Annotated in this window: 18 protein-coding genes; 7 read left to right on the top strand and 11 right to left on the bottom strand. The window is 60.2% G+C overall.

The genetic code is table 11. The features are described from left to right. Nucleotide 1 precedes the first annotated feature (1 nt). Entirely contained in the window at nucleotides 2-691 is a 690-nt protein-coding gene (locus Q0Y02_RS06000) for an anti-sigma factor (RefSeq protein WP_297765808.1), read from the bottom strand. Then, entirely contained in the window at nucleotides 688-1,233 is a 546-nt protein-coding gene (locus Q0Y02_RS05995) for a sigma-70 family RNA polymerase sigma factor (protein ID WP_297765805.1), read from the bottom strand. Before Q0Y02_RS05995 ends, Q0Y02_RS06000 begins: the two co-directional genes overlap by 4 nt. Nucleotides 1,234-1,405: 172 nt before the next feature. On the opposite strand from Q0Y02_RS05995, the gene Q0Y02_RS05990 reads away from it, so the two are divergent. The 4 genes from Q0Y02_RS05990 to Q0Y02_RS05975 all read left to right on the top strand — a co-directional run bounded on the left by Q0Y02_RS05990 (nucleotide 1,406) and on the right by Q0Y02_RS05975 (nucleotide 5,523). After that, a complete protein-coding gene (locus Q0Y02_RS05990; RefSeq protein WP_297765802.1) occupies nucleotides 1,406-2,926 on the top strand; it encodes a DUF4331 domain-containing protein in 1,521 nt (506 codons plus the stop codon). Between the two features lie 11 nt (nucleotides 2,927-2,937). Then, a complete protein-coding gene (locus Q0Y02_RS05985; RefSeq protein ID WP_297765799.1) occupies nucleotides 2,938-3,183 on the top strand; it encodes a hypothetical protein in 246 nt (81 codons plus the stop codon). A 169-nt stretch (nucleotides 3,184-3,352) separates the two neighbouring features. Next, on the top strand, nucleotides 3,353-4,402 hold the full coding sequence (locus Q0Y02_RS05980) for a tetratricopeptide repeat protein (RefSeq protein ID WP_297765794.1): 1,050 nt from the start codon (nucleotides 3,353-3,355) through the stop codon (nucleotides 4,400-4,402). Next, nucleotides 4,399-5,523: a HupE/UreJ family protein gene (locus Q0Y02_RS05975; RefSeq protein WP_297765791.1), complete on the top strand. Its 1,125-nt coding sequence runs from the start codon at nucleotides 4,399-4,401 to the stop codon at nucleotides 5,521-5,523. The genes Q0Y02_RS05980 and Q0Y02_RS05975 overlap by 4 nt, the downstream gene beginning before the upstream one ends. Nucleotides 5,524-5,805: 282 nt before the next feature. On the opposite strand, the gene Q0Y02_RS05970 is transcribed toward Q0Y02_RS05975, so the two are convergent. Then, on the bottom strand, nucleotides 5,806-6,972 hold the full coding sequence (locus Q0Y02_RS05970) for an acetyl-CoA C-acetyltransferase (RefSeq protein WP_297765788.1): 1,167 nt from the start codon (nucleotides 6,970-6,972) through the stop codon (nucleotides 5,806-5,808). Nucleotides 6,973-7,439: 467 nt separating this feature from the next. Between Q0Y02_RS05970 and Q0Y02_RS05965 the strand changes: the two genes are divergently transcribed. Next, nucleotides 7,440-8,552 carry a lipid A deacylase LpxR family protein gene (locus Q0Y02_RS05965; RefSeq protein WP_297765785.1) on the top strand — a complete coding sequence of 371 codons (1,113 nt, stop codon included), beginning with the start codon at nucleotides 7,440-7,442 and terminating at the stop codon, nucleotides 8,550-8,552. A 126-nt stretch (nucleotides 8,553-8,678) separates the two neighbouring features. On the opposite strand, the gene Q0Y02_RS05960 is transcribed toward Q0Y02_RS05965, so the two are convergent. The 7 genes from Q0Y02_RS05960 to Q0Y02_RS05930 form a co-directional block, all read right to left on the bottom strand. Continuing rightward, on the bottom strand, nucleotides 8,679-9,059 hold the full coding sequence (locus tag Q0Y02_RS05960; RefSeq protein ID WP_297765782.1) for a CbiX/SirB N-terminal domain-containing protein: 381 nt from the start codon (nucleotides 9,057-9,059) through the stop codon (nucleotides 8,679-8,681). A gap of 171 nt (nucleotides 9,060-9,230) precedes the next feature. Then, complete coding sequence (locus Q0Y02_RS05955) at nucleotides 9,231-10,139, bottom strand: histone deacetylase (RefSeq protein WP_297765779.1); 909 nt, start codon at nucleotides 10,137-10,139, stop codon at nucleotides 9,231-9,233. Nucleotides 10,140-10,221: 82 nt separating this feature from the next. Further along, nucleotides 10,222-10,902: a DUF4336 domain-containing protein gene (locus Q0Y02_RS05950; protein ID WP_297765776.1), complete on the bottom strand. Its 681-nt coding sequence runs from the start codon at nucleotides 10,900-10,902 to the stop codon at nucleotides 10,222-10,224. A gap of 53 nt (nucleotides 10,903-10,955) precedes the next feature. Further along, nucleotides 10,956-11,180, bottom strand: coding sequence for a DUF3820 family protein (locus Q0Y02_RS05945; RefSeq protein WP_035246140.1), 225 nt, complete (start codon nucleotides 11,178-11,180; stop codon nucleotides 10,956-10,958). Nucleotides 11,181-11,186: 6 nt separating this feature from the next. After that, complete coding sequence (locus tag Q0Y02_RS05940) at nucleotides 11,187-11,636, bottom strand: hypothetical protein (protein WP_297765770.1); 450 nt, start codon at nucleotides 11,634-11,636, stop codon at nucleotides 11,187-11,189. Then, nucleotides 11,630-12,262, bottom strand: coding sequence for a cation diffusion facilitator family transporter (locus Q0Y02_RS05935; protein WP_297765767.1), 633 nt, complete (start codon nucleotides 12,260-12,262; stop codon nucleotides 11,630-11,632). The genes Q0Y02_RS05940 and Q0Y02_RS05935 overlap by 7 nt, the downstream gene beginning before the upstream one ends. Beyond that, nucleotides 12,262-12,603, bottom strand: coding sequence for a DUF3703 domain-containing protein (locus Q0Y02_RS05930; protein WP_297765764.1), 342 nt, complete (start codon nucleotides 12,601-12,603; stop codon nucleotides 12,262-12,264). The genes Q0Y02_RS05935 and Q0Y02_RS05930 overlap by 1 nt, the downstream gene beginning before the upstream one ends. An 80-nt stretch (nucleotides 12,604-12,683) precedes the next feature. Here Q0Y02_RS05930 and Q0Y02_RS05925 point away from each other — a divergent pair, with 80 nt between their 5' ends. Beyond that, nucleotides 12,684-13,094 (top strand): helix-turn-helix domain-containing protein, encoded by a 411-nt coding sequence (locus Q0Y02_RS05925; protein ID WP_297765761.1) that lies wholly within the window; start codon nucleotides 12,684-12,686, stop codon nucleotides 13,092-13,094. 126 nt (nucleotides 13,095-13,220) lie between these two features. Then, entirely contained in the window at nucleotides 13,221-13,613 is a 393-nt protein-coding gene (locus Q0Y02_RS05920; protein WP_297765758.1) for a hypothetical protein, read from the top strand. Between the two features lie 146 nt (nucleotides 13,614-13,759). Here Q0Y02_RS05920 and Q0Y02_RS05915 read toward each other — a convergent pair whose 3' ends face one another. Then, on the bottom strand, nucleotides 13,760-14,869 hold the full coding sequence (locus tag Q0Y02_RS05915) for a DUF1513 domain-containing protein (protein WP_297765755.1): 1,110 nt from the start codon (nucleotides 14,867-14,869) through the stop codon (nucleotides 13,760-13,762). Nucleotides 14,870-14,905: the final 36 nt, after the last annotated feature.

Genomic DNA, 14,905 nt, shown 5'->3' with positions numbered 1-14,905 from the left:
GTTACATCTGCACCAGACGAGTCTGATACACCACCGGACCGGTGGGCTGGCCGGTCGGTGAGCCACCCGCAGGTTCCAGGCTGATCGCCAGAGAGCGAGATTGTAACAACTGGCGCACCTGCTGATCGCTGAGATTCATCTGCAACCGGGCACCACCCGTGGGCAGCAATGCCAGTGATATCGGCGCACCGGATTCCGGCAGCAACCACAACTGGTAATCCCTGCCACCGTCCGCCGGCTGAACCGGCGGCATGGCCTTCACGCTCAAGCGCTGATCCGCAGAGGCATTCACCAGCCACAGGGGCTCGGCCTGCTGACTCTGCACCACCCCGACATAATGCGTCACCACCGGCGGTGACGGCGTCCACAGCAGCAAGGCAAAAACCGCCAGCACGGCGATACCCGTGCTCCAGCGCCAGGCGGTCAGGGTTTGCCACCACCGCGACGCCACCGGTGCCGTGCCTGGAAAGAGCCGTTGCTCGATGCTATTCCACACGGCCTTCGGGGCGGCCTCTTCCGGCAAGGATTCATTGAAAGGTTGCAGCCGTCGCTCCCAGTACCATACCTGACGACGCACCCGGGCAGAGACCATCATCCAGCGCTCGAAACGTCGCCTGGCGGCGCCCTGCAGCGTGCCAACCACATATTCTGCGGCCAGCGCATGATTACGTTCGTAATTATCCGGCTTCATGTGTCAAGACACCGGCGCAATACATCCAGCCCGCGACGAATCCAGCTTTTTGTGGTTCCTAACGGCTCGCCCATGGCGACCGCCAGCTCCTGATGAGTGAAACCACGAAAGTAGGCCATCTCGATACTGGACCGATACCGTTCATCCAGATCTTTCAGACAGTGATTGAGTCGTTGACGATCAAGCTGATTGCCGACGTTATCCATTGGGCCCGGTGTGTTGCTTTCCTGGCGGTCACTGACGCTATCGTAATCCGCTTCGTGGCGGCGGCGGCGCAAGGCATCAAGACAGCGATAACGGCCTATGGACATTATCCAGGTCTGCACGCTGCCGCGATCACAATGGTATTCGCCGGCGTGGTGCCAGACCTGAATATAGGTTTCCTGGAGCACGTCACAGGCCTCATCACGATCACGCAGCAAGTGCACACACATGCCAAATACGGCGCGATGGGTTTTCTGATAAAAACCAGCAAAAGCCTGACGGTCGCCCTGAGCGATTCGAGCCAGCGCGCGTACCAGTCCGTCGTCTGCTTCCGCCATGACGAGGCACCCCCTGTATTACCATAAGTCGTTCCTCACTAATGACAGATGCGTTGTCGTTAATACGTGAAAAAAACCGATTTGGATGCACAAAAAAAAGAAAAAGAAATTCTGCATCCAGTTCCTCTCCTGACGCGTACTACCTACACACCGACAAGAAAGGAGATTCGTCATGCTATCCCGCCTTACCCTGCTTCCCGCGGCCTGTGCTGCCGCCACTCTGCTGGCCAGTGCCGGCACGATGGCATCCAGCCACCGAGAAGCGCCATTTATTACCGGTATGCCCAAAGTCGACGGTACGGATTTCTACATGTTCAACAGTTATGAATCCGGCCGAGAGGGTTATGTCACTCTGATCGCCAACTACCTGCCCCTGCAGGACTCTTATGGTGGTCCCAATTATTTCTCACTGGATGACGACGCCATCTATGAGATCCACATTGATAACGATGGCAACGCGCAAGAAAACATCACCTTCCGTTTCCAGTTCAATACCGAACGTCGTGACCTGGCCGTCGATGTAGGTGGCACCTCAGTCCCCGTACCACTGATTAATATCGGTGCGGTAACCGGCCAGAACAACGATGCCCAGAATGTACTGGAAAGCTTCACCGTAGAAATGGTGACCGGCGACCGTCGTACCGGCAACGTACAGAACCTGACCAAGGCCGGCAGTGGTGACAGCAGCTTTGCCAAACCGCTGGACAACATCGGCACCAAGTCCATTGCTGACTATGAAACCTACGCGGACAACTTCATCTACGACGTCACCATCCCTGACTGCCCCATGCCCGGCCGGGTATTTGCCGGACAGCGCCAGGAAGGTTTTGTCGTCAACCTGGGTGAGGTCTTCGACCTGGTGGCGCTGAATCCGCTGGGTGCACGTGACTCGCGCAGCAACATCATTGCCGACAAGAACATCACCAGCCTGGCACTGGAAGTTCCGGCTGACTGCCTCACCGGTGAGAACACCGTCATCGGCGGCTGGACCACCGCCAGCGTCCGCCAGGCCACGGTCATCAACCCGGCACCGCAGGGTTCCGAGACCACCGGCAGCAGTAACGCCAAAGGCCCGGCAGTGAAAGGCGGCGCCTTTACCCAGGTATCCCGGCTCGGCTCTCCGCTGGTTAACGAAGTGGTTATCGGCCTGCCCGACAAGGACCGTTTCAACAGCAGCGAACCGAAAGATGATGGCCAGTTCGCCACCTATGTGACCAACCCCAGCCTGCCTGCGCTGGTAGAAATCCTGTTCGGTGTACCGGCACCGGAAACTCCCCGTAATGACCTGGTCACCGTCTTCCTTACCGGTGTGCCCGGCGTCACTCAATTGCCCAGCGTCACTGCCAGCGAAATGCTGCGCCTGAACACTGGCATCCCGGCCACGGCGGCAGGTGGCCAGAATGATCTGGGTGTTGCAGGTGGCGACTTTGCCGGCTTCCCCAATGGCCGACGCCCGATTGATGATGTGGTAGACATCGCCCTCACCGCAGCCGAAGGCTTTCTGTGTGGCGCTGATGTGAACGGTGAAGCCGCTGGTGGCGAAATCGGCTCCTGCGGTACTCAGGACATGCAGGTCAACGGTGGCGCTATCGTCAACGACGGTGCCCTGCCGAACGCGGCGGACTACCTGACCCGTTTCCCCTACCTGAACACCCCGCTGCCTGGCGCCGATAATGTCGCCGTGGCAGAGTGAAGGAGGACACCATGCGATACTTACTGGCTACCACCGTCAGTCTCGGCGCCCTGGTGTTGAGCGGGTGCTTTGGTGACGACAATGATCGCCCTCGGCAACAGGCACCAGTGGCGATCAACTACACCGCCTTTGTGAAAGCTCAGCTTGCCACTACCGGGGATACCCGGGAACCGGTTGCGATTAATGACATCCGCTTCATTTTTCGCGATCAAACCAATCCGGATGCTTATAACAATGTATTGGCACCGGATAATTGAGACCCGCTCCCGCCGTCTAGCGACGGCGGGAGTCATCCGCTCCGAGAGGGCCCCCGGGAAGCGACAACACGCCAGTGAATGGCGGTTTGTCCGTACCCTGGCGGCCCTCTCTCTTTATCTGTCGAGCGCGCTGCTTCATGCCGCTCCCTATACTCCGGCCGGGGATCATGTGGTCCTCGCCCGTCTACCCCAGGCGCAGCGCGCCCTGGCGCCACCGGCAGCTCCCCTCGACCTGTCGGCGGCCCTGGCGCTGGCTCGCTCTCAGATTGACTATGCCAGCGCCCAGGGCGACCCCCGCTTTCTCGGTTACGCCGAGGCCACGCTGGCACCGTTCAGTCAGGACATGTCGTCACCGGCAGCCAACCTGCTGATGGCTCGCATCGAACAGCAACGTCATCAATTTGCCCGCGCCCGTCATCGCCTGACGCGACTGCTGGAACAGTCCCCCAACCAGGGGCAGGCGTGGCTGATGCTGGCCAATATCGATCGGGTACAAGGTCGTCTTGATGAGGCCCGCCAGGCCTGCCGGGAAGCCGCCAGCACGCTGCCGCCCACCACCGTATTGCTCTGTCAGGCCAGCGTACAGGCCATGACCGGCCAGCGGGAGCAGGCCTATCGCACCCTGCAGGCCCTGGCATCCAGCCCGGCCGCGCCACAGGGAAAATCCGCCCAGTGGCTGGACACCCTGAGCGCCGAAATGGCGCTGCAACAGGGCCGTCTCGAGCTGGCCTCCGAGCACCTTCGTGATGCCCTGCAGCAAGCCCCGGATGATCCCTATCTACGCTACCTGCAAAGCGACCTGTGGCTTGCCAACGACCAGGCAGAGGCGGTCATCCGCGATCTTTCTACTTGGCAGGACAGGGAAGGCGCCTTGCTGAGGCTGGCCATTGCCGGGCAACGCCTGGAGCACCCTCAGGCCCAGGCCTGGCGGGAGGACTACCGGGCCCGCATGGCCGCCGACCAGGACACCGGTCGCCAGCGCCACCTGCGCGAGCACGCCCGCTTCCTGCTTGAAGTGGAATCCGATCCACAAGGCGCCCTCACGCTGGCCCGGGAAAACTGGCAGCAACAACGGGAACTGGCTGACCTGCGACTGCTGCACGCCAGCGCCGTGGCCGCCGACGACCAGGCAACCCTGGACCAACTACAGGCCTTTGTGGACCGATACCAGGTTGACGATGCCCAACTCACTCAACCTGCCAAGGGAGCCAGTGAATGAGATCCCTGTGTTTGCTTTTCCTGCTGTTGCTGGCCGGGCAGGCGTTCGCCCACAAACCCAGTGACAGCTATCTGGTGATCAACACCAATGAGGGCAATGCACTGATCGAGGGACGCTGGGATATCGCCCTGCGTGACCTGCAGCTGGTATTGCCGGTGGACCAGAACGGCGATGGCGTCATCACCTGGGGCGAACTGCGCCAACAACGGCCTGCCCTCTCGGCCACCGTGTTGCCCGCCCTGACCATCGACGCGGTGTCCGACGAACAGCGTCAGGCCTGTGCACTCACCCTGACCCGGCTGCAGGCCATCGACCATGTGGATGGCACCTACGCCGCCCTGCACTGGCGTGGCGACTGTCAGAGCCCGCCGGAGCAACTGGCGGTGAACTACGAGTTTCTGTTTGACCGGGATCCCAGCCACCATGGCCTGCTGCGGCTGGAACAGGGCGACGACACCCTCACCGCCGTGTTCAGTAATCAGCACCGTAACCAGCGGATGGGGGCGGATGCCGGATCGCAATGGCAGGCGTTCCAGGGATTCATCCGCCAGGGTGTGCACCACATTCTGATCGGCTACGACCATATCCTGTTCCTGCTCACGCTGCTGTTCCCGGCAGTACTGGTATGGCAACGGGGTGGCTGGCAGCCGGCATCCACCATCACCGGCGCGCTCACTCAGACCCTGGCGATTGTCACCGCCTTTACGGTCACCCATTCGCTGACCCTGGCGCTGGCAACACTGGGGATCATCACGCTACCCACCTGGCTGGTGGAGTCTGCCATCGCCATCACCGTAGCGTTGGGTGCAGCGGCCAACCTGGTACCCCGGCTGTTTCCCAAACGCTGGGTGATGGCTTTCGTATTCGGGCTGATTCATGGCCTGGGCTTTGCCTCGGTACTGGCCGATCTGGGGCTCACCGACAGCGGGATCTTCCTGCCGTTGCTGGGCTTCAATCTGGGCGTGGAACTGGGACAGGTGGCCATCGTGCTGCTGTTTGTGCCGGCGGCCTATCTGGTCCGCGATACCGTGGCCTATCGACGGATCTTTGTACCGGTCGGCTCGGTAGCCATCATGATCCTGGCCGGCGTATGGCTGGCAGAAAGGCTCAGCGGCGCCTGACAAGGCATACATGCCGGGCCGTTGCCACGGATTGCGTAGGGTGGACTGAGCCTAAGGCGAACTGCACCGATTCGGCGTTTGATGGTGCAGTTCGCCCTAGGCTCAGTGCACCCTACGTCCTGGGGAGCTGTGAGTGCTCTCGACCATAAAAAAGCCGCCCCGGGAAACCGGGGCGGCTTTTTTTCGGGTCGAACAACGCGGCGGTACGGCACCCGACTTTTAATCCCTGGCGACACGCCAACCCCGCGTTGCAACTTTCAACTTTGAACTTTCAACTACGCCTTACAGCACTTCGATGATGGTCGCGTTAGCGGTGCCCAGGCCTTCGCAGATGGCCAGCAGACCGTACTTGCCACCGCGACGCTTGAGCTCGTAAACGAGGGTTCCCATCAGCTTGGTGCCGGTGGCACCCAGCGGATGCCCCAGCGCCTGGGCGCCACCGTTGACGTTGAGCTTGTCGTAGTCGGCCCCCACCGCCTTCATCCATGCCAGCGGCACGGAACCAAAGGCTTCGTTCACTTCATACAGATCGATATCACCAATGGTCATACCCGCCTGCTTGAGCACTTTCTCGGTGGCCGGGATCGGCCCTTCCAGCACCATGGTCGGATCAGAACCCACCACCGCCATGGCATGAATACGGGCCAGGGGGGTGAGGCCGTATTCCTTCACTGCCTTTTCGCTGGCAATCATCACTGCAGAAGCGCCATCGGTAATCTGGCTGGCGTTGGCGGCGCTGATATGGCCCCCTTCCTGCAACGGCTGCAGGGCCTTGATGGCATCCAGCTCCGCTTCCCAGCGGATGCCTTCGTCCACGATGTGCTCATCACTACTGCCATCTTCCAGGGTAATCGGCACCGGGATGATTTCCTCATTGAAGCGGCCCGCTTCCGTGGCCGCAGCACCACGCTTGTGGGAATCATAGGCGAACTGGTCCAACTCGGCCTTGCTCACCCCGTACTTCTCCGCCATGCGCTCGGCGCCGATGAACTGGCTGAAATTTTCACCGGGATAACGCTTGCTGATTTCACCGGTGAACGGGTTGCCCATTTCCTTGACGGCCGTTACCGGCGCACCGATGGGCACCTGGCTCATGGACTCCACGCCGCCGGCGATGACCAGATCCTGGGTGCCACTCATGACCGCCTGGGCAGCGAAATGAATCGCCTGTTGTGAGGAGCCGCATTGGCGATCGATGGTGACGCCGGGTACGGATTCCGGCAGACAGGAACTGAGAATGGAGGTCCGTGCCACGTTAAAGGTCTGCGGCCCGATCTGGCTCACGCAGCCAAAAATCACGTCGTCCACCTTCTCCGGCGCCACACCGATACGGCCTACCACCGCATCAATCACCCGGCCACCCATATCCGCCGGGTGTACCTTGCTCAGCCGACCATTCTTCTTGCCACCGGCGGTACGCACCGCCGCTACGATATATGCCTCTGCCACCTTGCCTCTCCTCACACGTGGTTGACGAAAACTCGATACTTTCTTTGAGGCTACGCTTGAGGCAGGGAACGGCTCAATGACAGAAAACAACGCGGCAAGCAGCCATTCGGTCACCGCCGCGTCAGCACAGGGCCGCCATACGGACTGTAAAGTTCGAAAAAATCGATTAAATCGCCCAGCCAGTTCCGCTGTTTCATCAAACGCTTCCAGCCCATCCTTGTCATCACAAGTCTGACGCTCACATTCGCTGAACCGTCACCGCTGGCATAACGACAACTCTCTGCAGAAACAGGCAATAACCGTCCAGCAACCTAATACCGCTACTGCACGTGCCGGCACGACTGTACGCGCAGCAAACGTAACAGGGGGCGCACTGCTCCCCCGCAGTTGGACACGGAGCCATGACACACACACAGAGACAGACAGGTGCAGCCAATTCACAGAGGCATCCCACGAGCAGGCAGGCCATGACCGTGCTGCTTGTGACCCTGCTGGCCAACCTGGCGGCACCCAGCCTCAGCCGTGGGGCCACCAGCGTCGATACCATGCAGCTGGCCCGGGCCGACGGCACGGCATTCGAAGAGCAGCGTCCACGACGCCCCCGCATCAACCCGGAACAGGAACGGGAAACCGGCAGCTGGTCGCTGACTCTGGATAACGACCTGCTGGTTCCCGGCAGCCGGGACCAGGACTACACCTATGGCATCAGTGTCGCCGCCACCGGCACCCGCGCCCGGGACTTTGCCCTGTCACTGAATACGCCGCTAACCTGGATCGACAGGTTGACGGGCGTAGAAGGCATCACCAACAGCAATGTCCAAGGCCATAGCTTCGAGGCCGGCATCTTCGGCTTCACACCCGAAGACAAGGAGGCAAAAGCGCCACTGTACGACGATCGCCCCTACGCCAGCCTGCTGTATCTCTCCAGCAGCCGGGTACAAGTGGACCCGGCCAGGCAGGTAGCCTGGCATACCTCCCTGACAGTGGGCGCCCTGGGCCTGGATCTGGCTGGTGATATACAGAACGGGGTCCACAAGGTGATTGGCAGTGACCGGGCGGAGGGCTGGGAGCATCAGGTCAGCGACGGCGGCGAACCCACCTTTCGCTATGCCGTGGCCCGGCAGAAAATCCTGCCCGTATCCACCGACAACCTGGAAGTGAAGAGCACCGTGGAAGGCTCCCTGGGCTACCTCACCGAAGCACGCTGGAGCCTGAGCTTTCGTGCCGGACGTTTGCATAGTCCCTGGTGGCAGACCAGCCCGGAACTGGCCCACTACGGTGAACGCAACAACGCCACCGCCATGAGCCAGGACCATGAGCATTATCTGTGGGGCGGCATTGCATTGGTCGGCCGGGCCTACAACGCCTTTCTGCAAGGTCAGTTCCGTGGCAGTGAAGTGAGCTACGACAGCGACGAGCTACACCATGGCGTGGCCGAAGCCTGGCTGGGTTACACCTGGGCCTTCAACGACGGCTACCGGCTCAGCTATGTGCTGCGTGGCCACACGTCCGAACTGAAAGACGGTGTGGGCGATCGCAATGTACTGTGGGGCGGACTGGTATTTGCCAAGACATTTTAGGGCCGATTCAGAGCATCGCGCTCCAAAGGCGGCCTACGATTCCAACGCTTCCGCGTAGAAGACCCTCCCGGGCAAACAGGGCATCAATCTCTCTGGCGAATGCCGTGCCGTCCATAGCCATGCCCGCTAGTCCTGTTCCCCGATATGTTTGAGTACCAGGCCCGCCAGACCGTTGGCATTACCAAAATAATCCAGCAACTCAATGGTGAGATCGGGAAAACGTTGTCGGGCATCTTCCACCTGGGCAGGGATGTCCTTGCCCACGTGCTTTCCCTTGTTGAAAAACAACGGATACAGCTGCACGCGGTTAACCGGCTGGTGCTCCAGTTGCTGAATCGCTTCAACCAGTGAGGGCTGCGCCAGCTCAAGGAAACAGGGCAGTACGGCCACATATTCTTCACCCGCCTCATGGGCGGATTGCGCCACGGTTTCCACCAGCGCGCGAAACTCGTCGTTGGCAGTGTCGCTGCGGCTGCCGTGAGCCATGATCAATAGGGCTTTGGACATTGTAGCTCCTTCGGAGCAGTTGAAAGTTGAAAGGTAAAAGTTGCAAGGAATACAAAGCGTGGCGTCATACCGGGTTGCCATTCGCCATTGCCTAAGTCACTGGCACTTTCGATCTTGCAGCGCGAACTGTAGAGGCTCCACTCACTACCGCCCCAGACCGCGTTTCAACTTTTAACTTTCAACTTGCAACTCAAATGCCTGCTCTATAACGATGCCGTGCCGCCTCGCCAGCGCTTCCCGGTCATCATCGTAGCCGCCACCAATCACCGTGGCCACCGCTATCCCCCGCCGGCGGCAGCGTTCGATCACGCCCCGGTCACGGTCGGCAATGCCCTGCTCGGTAATACACAGCCGGCCCAGCGGGTCATGCTCGAAAATATCCACACCGGCATCATATAGCACCAGTTGCGGACGCACGGTATCAAGCAGGGCTTCCAGGGTTTCGAACACCGTATCCAGATAATCCCGGTCAGTCATACCCAATGGCAAGCCCACATCCAGATCGCTTTTCTGCTTGCGCACCGGAAAGTTTTTTTCGCAATGGATGGAACAGGTAAAAGCCCGCGGTTCATCCGCGAGCATGGCAGCGGTGCCATCGCCCTGATGCACATCGCAATCAAAAATCAGCAGCCGCTCCACGGCGCCGCTGGTCAGTAACTGTTGGGCGGCGAACGCCAGATCATTGAAGATACAGAAGCCGGAACCGAAATCGTAATGGGCATGATGGGTCCCACCGGCCAGATGACAAGCCAGGCCCTGCTTTAAAGCCAGCTGGCCGGTGAGCAGGGTTCCCATGGGGGCAATACAGGTGCGTTTCACCAGGCCCTCGCTCCACGGCAACCCCAGGCGCCGCTGGGCCTTCTGATTCAGAGTGCCGGTAACGATGTCCGAGACATACTGCGGACAATGGGCCTGGCCCAACAGGGCCGCCTTGGCCCGGCCCGGACGAAATTCGTTGTCGCCGTGGGCTATCCCCCGCTCCCGCAAATGCCCATGCAAACGAGCGAACTTTTCCATGGGGAAACGGTGTTCGCCGGGAAAGGGAAAGCTGTAATCGGGGTGATAGACCAGGGGCAGCACGGCAGACCATTAGCTGAAAAACGGTTATCGCATTGTGGCGGGCGCCGCCTCCTGGAGCAATAATTCCGCACTTAGTGGCACCTTAAAACAACCACTCCAACCCGTGGCGGGCCTGGTTGCGGGCGTTTTCGGTAATCACTTCGCCGTGGGCCAGGCTGAGTTTTTCGAAGGGCCATTCCAGGATGCGGGTAATGCTGGCGCGCGCCTTTCTGCGGTTCAGATAGACCAGCCGCAGGATCGGATGCCAGCCAGGCTTTTGCCACAAGCCGCCCAGTTTCAGATACCAGCGGGTAAAGCCATGGTCACACTGGCGGAAGTTTTCGATCAGGTCGGCGGCGATCAGGGTACGGCTGGCGGAATGATAGAACACTGTCTCTTGCAACATGGAGCCTTCGATAAAGACCAGCTCAAAATCGTCCCCCCAATCCGGGTGCGGGGTTTCCGACAGCGTCGCATCCAGAGTCAGGTCCTTGCGCTTGCCCGCCAGTTTGGCCGGGCCATGCAGAAGCGCCTGCGGGTAACGCTGTTTTACCTCGGCGGCAAACACATGGTGGAACAGGTTCGGGCAGACAATATGTTTCACCTCACCCAGTGCCGCCAACTCCGCCGCCAGGTCCTCATTTACCGGTACTGGCGAATGCAGAAGCAGACCGCCGCTGGACAGCTTCACTACCGTCATGCGGGACCCCACATGCAAGCCCATGAAGGCGTGCGGAATGGCGACATGCCAGATAGTGTCGGTAAGCGATTGAAGCTGGCTCATGGTGTGATCCTTCCGTGTCTCTGAACCACCAAGACTAAAGACGAAAGGCCGTGCTATCCATGGCTTTGTCGTAACGGCTCCAGCAGCTTTTCGGTGCCGTCCATTTTCAGCATCAACGCCAGCGCCATCAGCCGGCCCAGCTCGCCGTTGGGGAAGCCCTTGCTGGCAAACCACAGCAGATAGGGTTCGGGCAGGTCGATCAACACCCGCCCCTGATACTTGCCGAACGGCATGGTGCGTTCGATCAGGGCTTTCAGATCTTCCTGTTTGAAATCCATAGAAACTCAGCGGTAACGGCGACGCAGACGGCGGTGACGATGGCCGAAAAAGGCGCGAATAATCACCGACGTGACTGTCGGCAATACCCGCGGCTCGAACACCAGGGTGTCGAGAAGCCTACAGCCAGTGTCGCTATCCTCCAAGCGTCTTTGATGACGCCACTCTCGCATGCCGGTCATGGGTGAGGCCTCCACGAAACCCTCGCCGGGAGTGAGGGACAGTAACGTCAGGTCTGAATGCCCTACCGGCAGCCAGCCAAACAGTTTGATGGGGCTGCGAAACAACGGCCTGCCGGGCGTCAGCGGCATGTCCTGCAATACCCGGATACCTGCCGGCGCCCCCATGGTCAGCCAGGGACGCATTTCCTGGTTGATCCTTTCCATGGCCGTAATGTCCTGCCACAGAGCAGCCCGGCTCACCGGCAACGCACTGGAAAATTCCAGTCTGATCAACATGACTCCTTTTCCTCCGCGCATTGCTGGCCGCCCTGTTCATCTCGTACCTGACGCAAAATTGACAGGGCGCTGTGGGTAAACAGGCCGGCAATCGCCAGCGCTACCAGCAGGTCCGGCCATCGGCTGCCCAGCCACAGCACCAGGCCGCCGGACACCAACACCGCCAGATTGGCCAGCGCGTCATTGCGCGAACATAACCAGGCGGAGCGGATATTGGCGTCCCCTTGCCGATGACGCAGCAGCAACAGGGCACTGACCACATTGGCAACCAGCGCCAGCCCGGCCACCCCCATCATCATCTCTCCCTGGGGAGCGCTGCCCTGCCACAGGGCCCAGATACTGTTGGCCAGCACCACCACGCCCATGATCAGCAGGGAAAAACCCTTGATCCGGGCGGCACGCAACCGCCAGGCCATAGACTGCCCCAGCGCCCACAAGGTCAAGCCATAGGTGGCGGTATCGCCGAGGAAATCCAGCGCATCCGCCTGCAGGGCACGGGAATCCGCCAGCAACCCGGAGGCCGCCTCCACCACAAACATCACCGCATTGATTAACAGCACCGCCCACAGCACCCGGCGATATGCCGGTGCCGGACTGGCCTGGATATCGGTATCACAACAGCCCATCAGTCAATCTCCATCAGTTCACGCAGGTCATCGGCAATCGGCATGGGTTGTAGCGGGCTGACGTTGGCGCCGCCGGTATTGCCCAGGGGCACCCACAGCCGCGACATCAAAATGGCCGCCGGCAGACGTAACAGCTGCCCCCGCACTTCGCCAGCATCCCGGCGCTGCAGCCCCACCTTAAGCATCCACCAGTGGCTCTGCACATGGGGGACGACCCGCTTCTGGCCCAGCACATGGGCCCGCTCCAGCAGCGCAAACGCCTGCTCCCAGCGTCGTTGCCGGTAAGCCAGCCGCGCCTCTCCCATGGCTGCCGTAAAAGCCTGTCGCTGTCGGTCATTCATGAAAGCCTCCTTGAACCCTTACCGTTATGGCACCATTAAAAAAGCTATAGTGACTACAGGTTCAAGCCCCCGGAGGCGCCATGAGCACCCTTTTTTCCATCGGCACCCTGAGCAAAGCCGCCGGCTGCAAGGTGGAAACCATCCGCTACTATGAAAAGATCGGCCTGATGCCCGAACCCGCCCGCAGCGAAGGCGGCCAGCGCCGCTATCATCGCAAGCACCGCGAACGGTTGCGGTTCATCCGCCACAGCCGCGAGCTGGGCTTCACCCTGGATGATATTCGCGAGCTGCTGGCCATGAGCGAGCAGCATGGCCACGCCGACAGCATCGCCCGCCGCCACCGGGCCGCCGTACAAAATCGTATCCGCTCGCTGACGGCATTACGTGATGAGCTGGACCGGATGATCGAAGAGTGCGAACAGGGACACGAGGGGGAATGCCGGGTCATTGAGGTGCTCAGCGATCACCAGGAATGCAGTGGTGACCACTGACGTTTTTTTCGGTTTACCCCATATGGGGGAAGCTCTTTTCTGTCCAGTTTCTACAATTAACCTGGAACGACGATTCCCGGTTGAAGACTCGCCGGGTCAAACCGATGGACAGAAAAGGGGAAAATCATGAAATGGACCTTTGGCCTTGCCACACTGCTCGCCTCACAGTTTGTTGTTGCGGACTATTATTCCAGCCTTGATGACGACACCTGCTGGGATGGCCGTAACAGCCGCGGCGGCCCCTGCATGGAAGTGCACGACACCAAATGGAGCCAGTACACCGAGGGACGCTTCACCGTCACCTTCCGCAACACCTGCAACAACCGTATTTATGCCCGCTTCTGCAATGAGCGCAATAACGGCTCCGAGGATTGCGGCGCCTCCGGAATTTCAGCGGGTAATACCAAGAGCTGGTCCACCAGTAACGCCAATGGCCGCTATACCTATAACTGGATCGGGGTAGAAAAAGGCTCTAAAGACTGGGTCTGTTCCGGCAAGGTATCCAACTGGCACGATTGAAACAGACGATAGAACTTCGCCTTGTGAGCAAGGCTCCAACGGGCCACGGATGCTGGTCAGAAACCCGCTGTTGGAGCTTTGCTCGCAAAGCGAAGAGTTTTACTCCCCTCCCGCCATCAATCTCTCTGGCTTGCTGAAGAAACCGATCACCCTAGCCAGAGATGGTTATCCCACCAGCCATCAGGCAGTGTCAGCCAGTGACTTTGCACTGCACCGCCGGTGCAGTCGAAGTAACGACATTTTCCTTGCCCTGACGTCACCGCGAAGCCGCCAGGCACGGCGCCGACACCGGCACAGTCTGGCATGGCAGCATCCACCAGGGTCGCGGCGCTATCCAGATCCCAGATAAAGAAACGATTGCCGCGCGGGGCGGTCATCGCCACCAGGCGCTTTTCATTGTGAATGGCGATACTGGCTGTGTACTGCTTCATCATCGCCAGCTGAGATGTTGCCACCGGGAAAGGCTGATACGCTTCGCCAGGGCGCTTGATGGCCAGCAGCGGCACACTGTCCCAGGGGGCGCCGTGGTATTGCTGTCCGGTAATCACGGTTCCATCCGCGGCCACGGCCAGATGGCGGATGCTGTTCTGTGATTGCGGCAGGGTTTCCTTGCTGATCCGTTCACCGTGGCGATCCATGACCACCAGACTCGGTGCCATGGCATCCAGGTTCATTTCCTCACGGCTACCGCCTTCGGTGCGAATACCGCCGTTACCGATCACCAGGGATTCGCCATCCGGCAGCCAGGCAAGCTGATGGGGGCCAACACCATGGCTGGACACTTCGCCGTCATGAATCAGCTGCAGGCGTTGACTGTCCAGCCGATATCGACCCACCACCCCACGCCCCGGCTCACCGGTGTCGTTTTCCGTGGCGTAAAGCCACTGGCCGCTGCGATGGAAGACAGCGTGACCGTAGAAATGCCGTTGCGACTGACTGTGCAGGGTCTGCACCAGGGTGCCGTCACGCAGATCAACCAGATAGCTTTCCCGGGAAGGGCGGCGGCCGACGAAAAGCGCCAGAGGCAAAAAAGGATGCCGACAGACGTCGTGGCAGCGCTCTGCCACCGGGGTGGCAAAGGCGCGCCGACCATCGAGAAAATAACCGACGGCATAATGCTGGCCGGCGTCATCGTTACGGGCGGAAAGCAGCAACGGGGACTGGCCGCGCCCGGACCAGAGAGCCCACCCGCCAAGAGTGGCAGCGCCAGCTACCGCCGCACCAACACCCAGCAATTGTCGTCGTGTCAGTGACATCTCGTCTCTCCACAAGCCTAGCTAAATCCCGCTGTA

Origin of the sequence: uncultured Alcanivorax sp. (assembly GCF_947258575.1) — a bacterium.
Classification (GTDB): domain Bacteria; phylum Pseudomonadota; class Gammaproteobacteria; order Pseudomonadales; family Alcanivoracaceae; genus Alcanivorax.
This window is presented reverse-complemented; position numbering and strand designations above follow the sequence as displayed.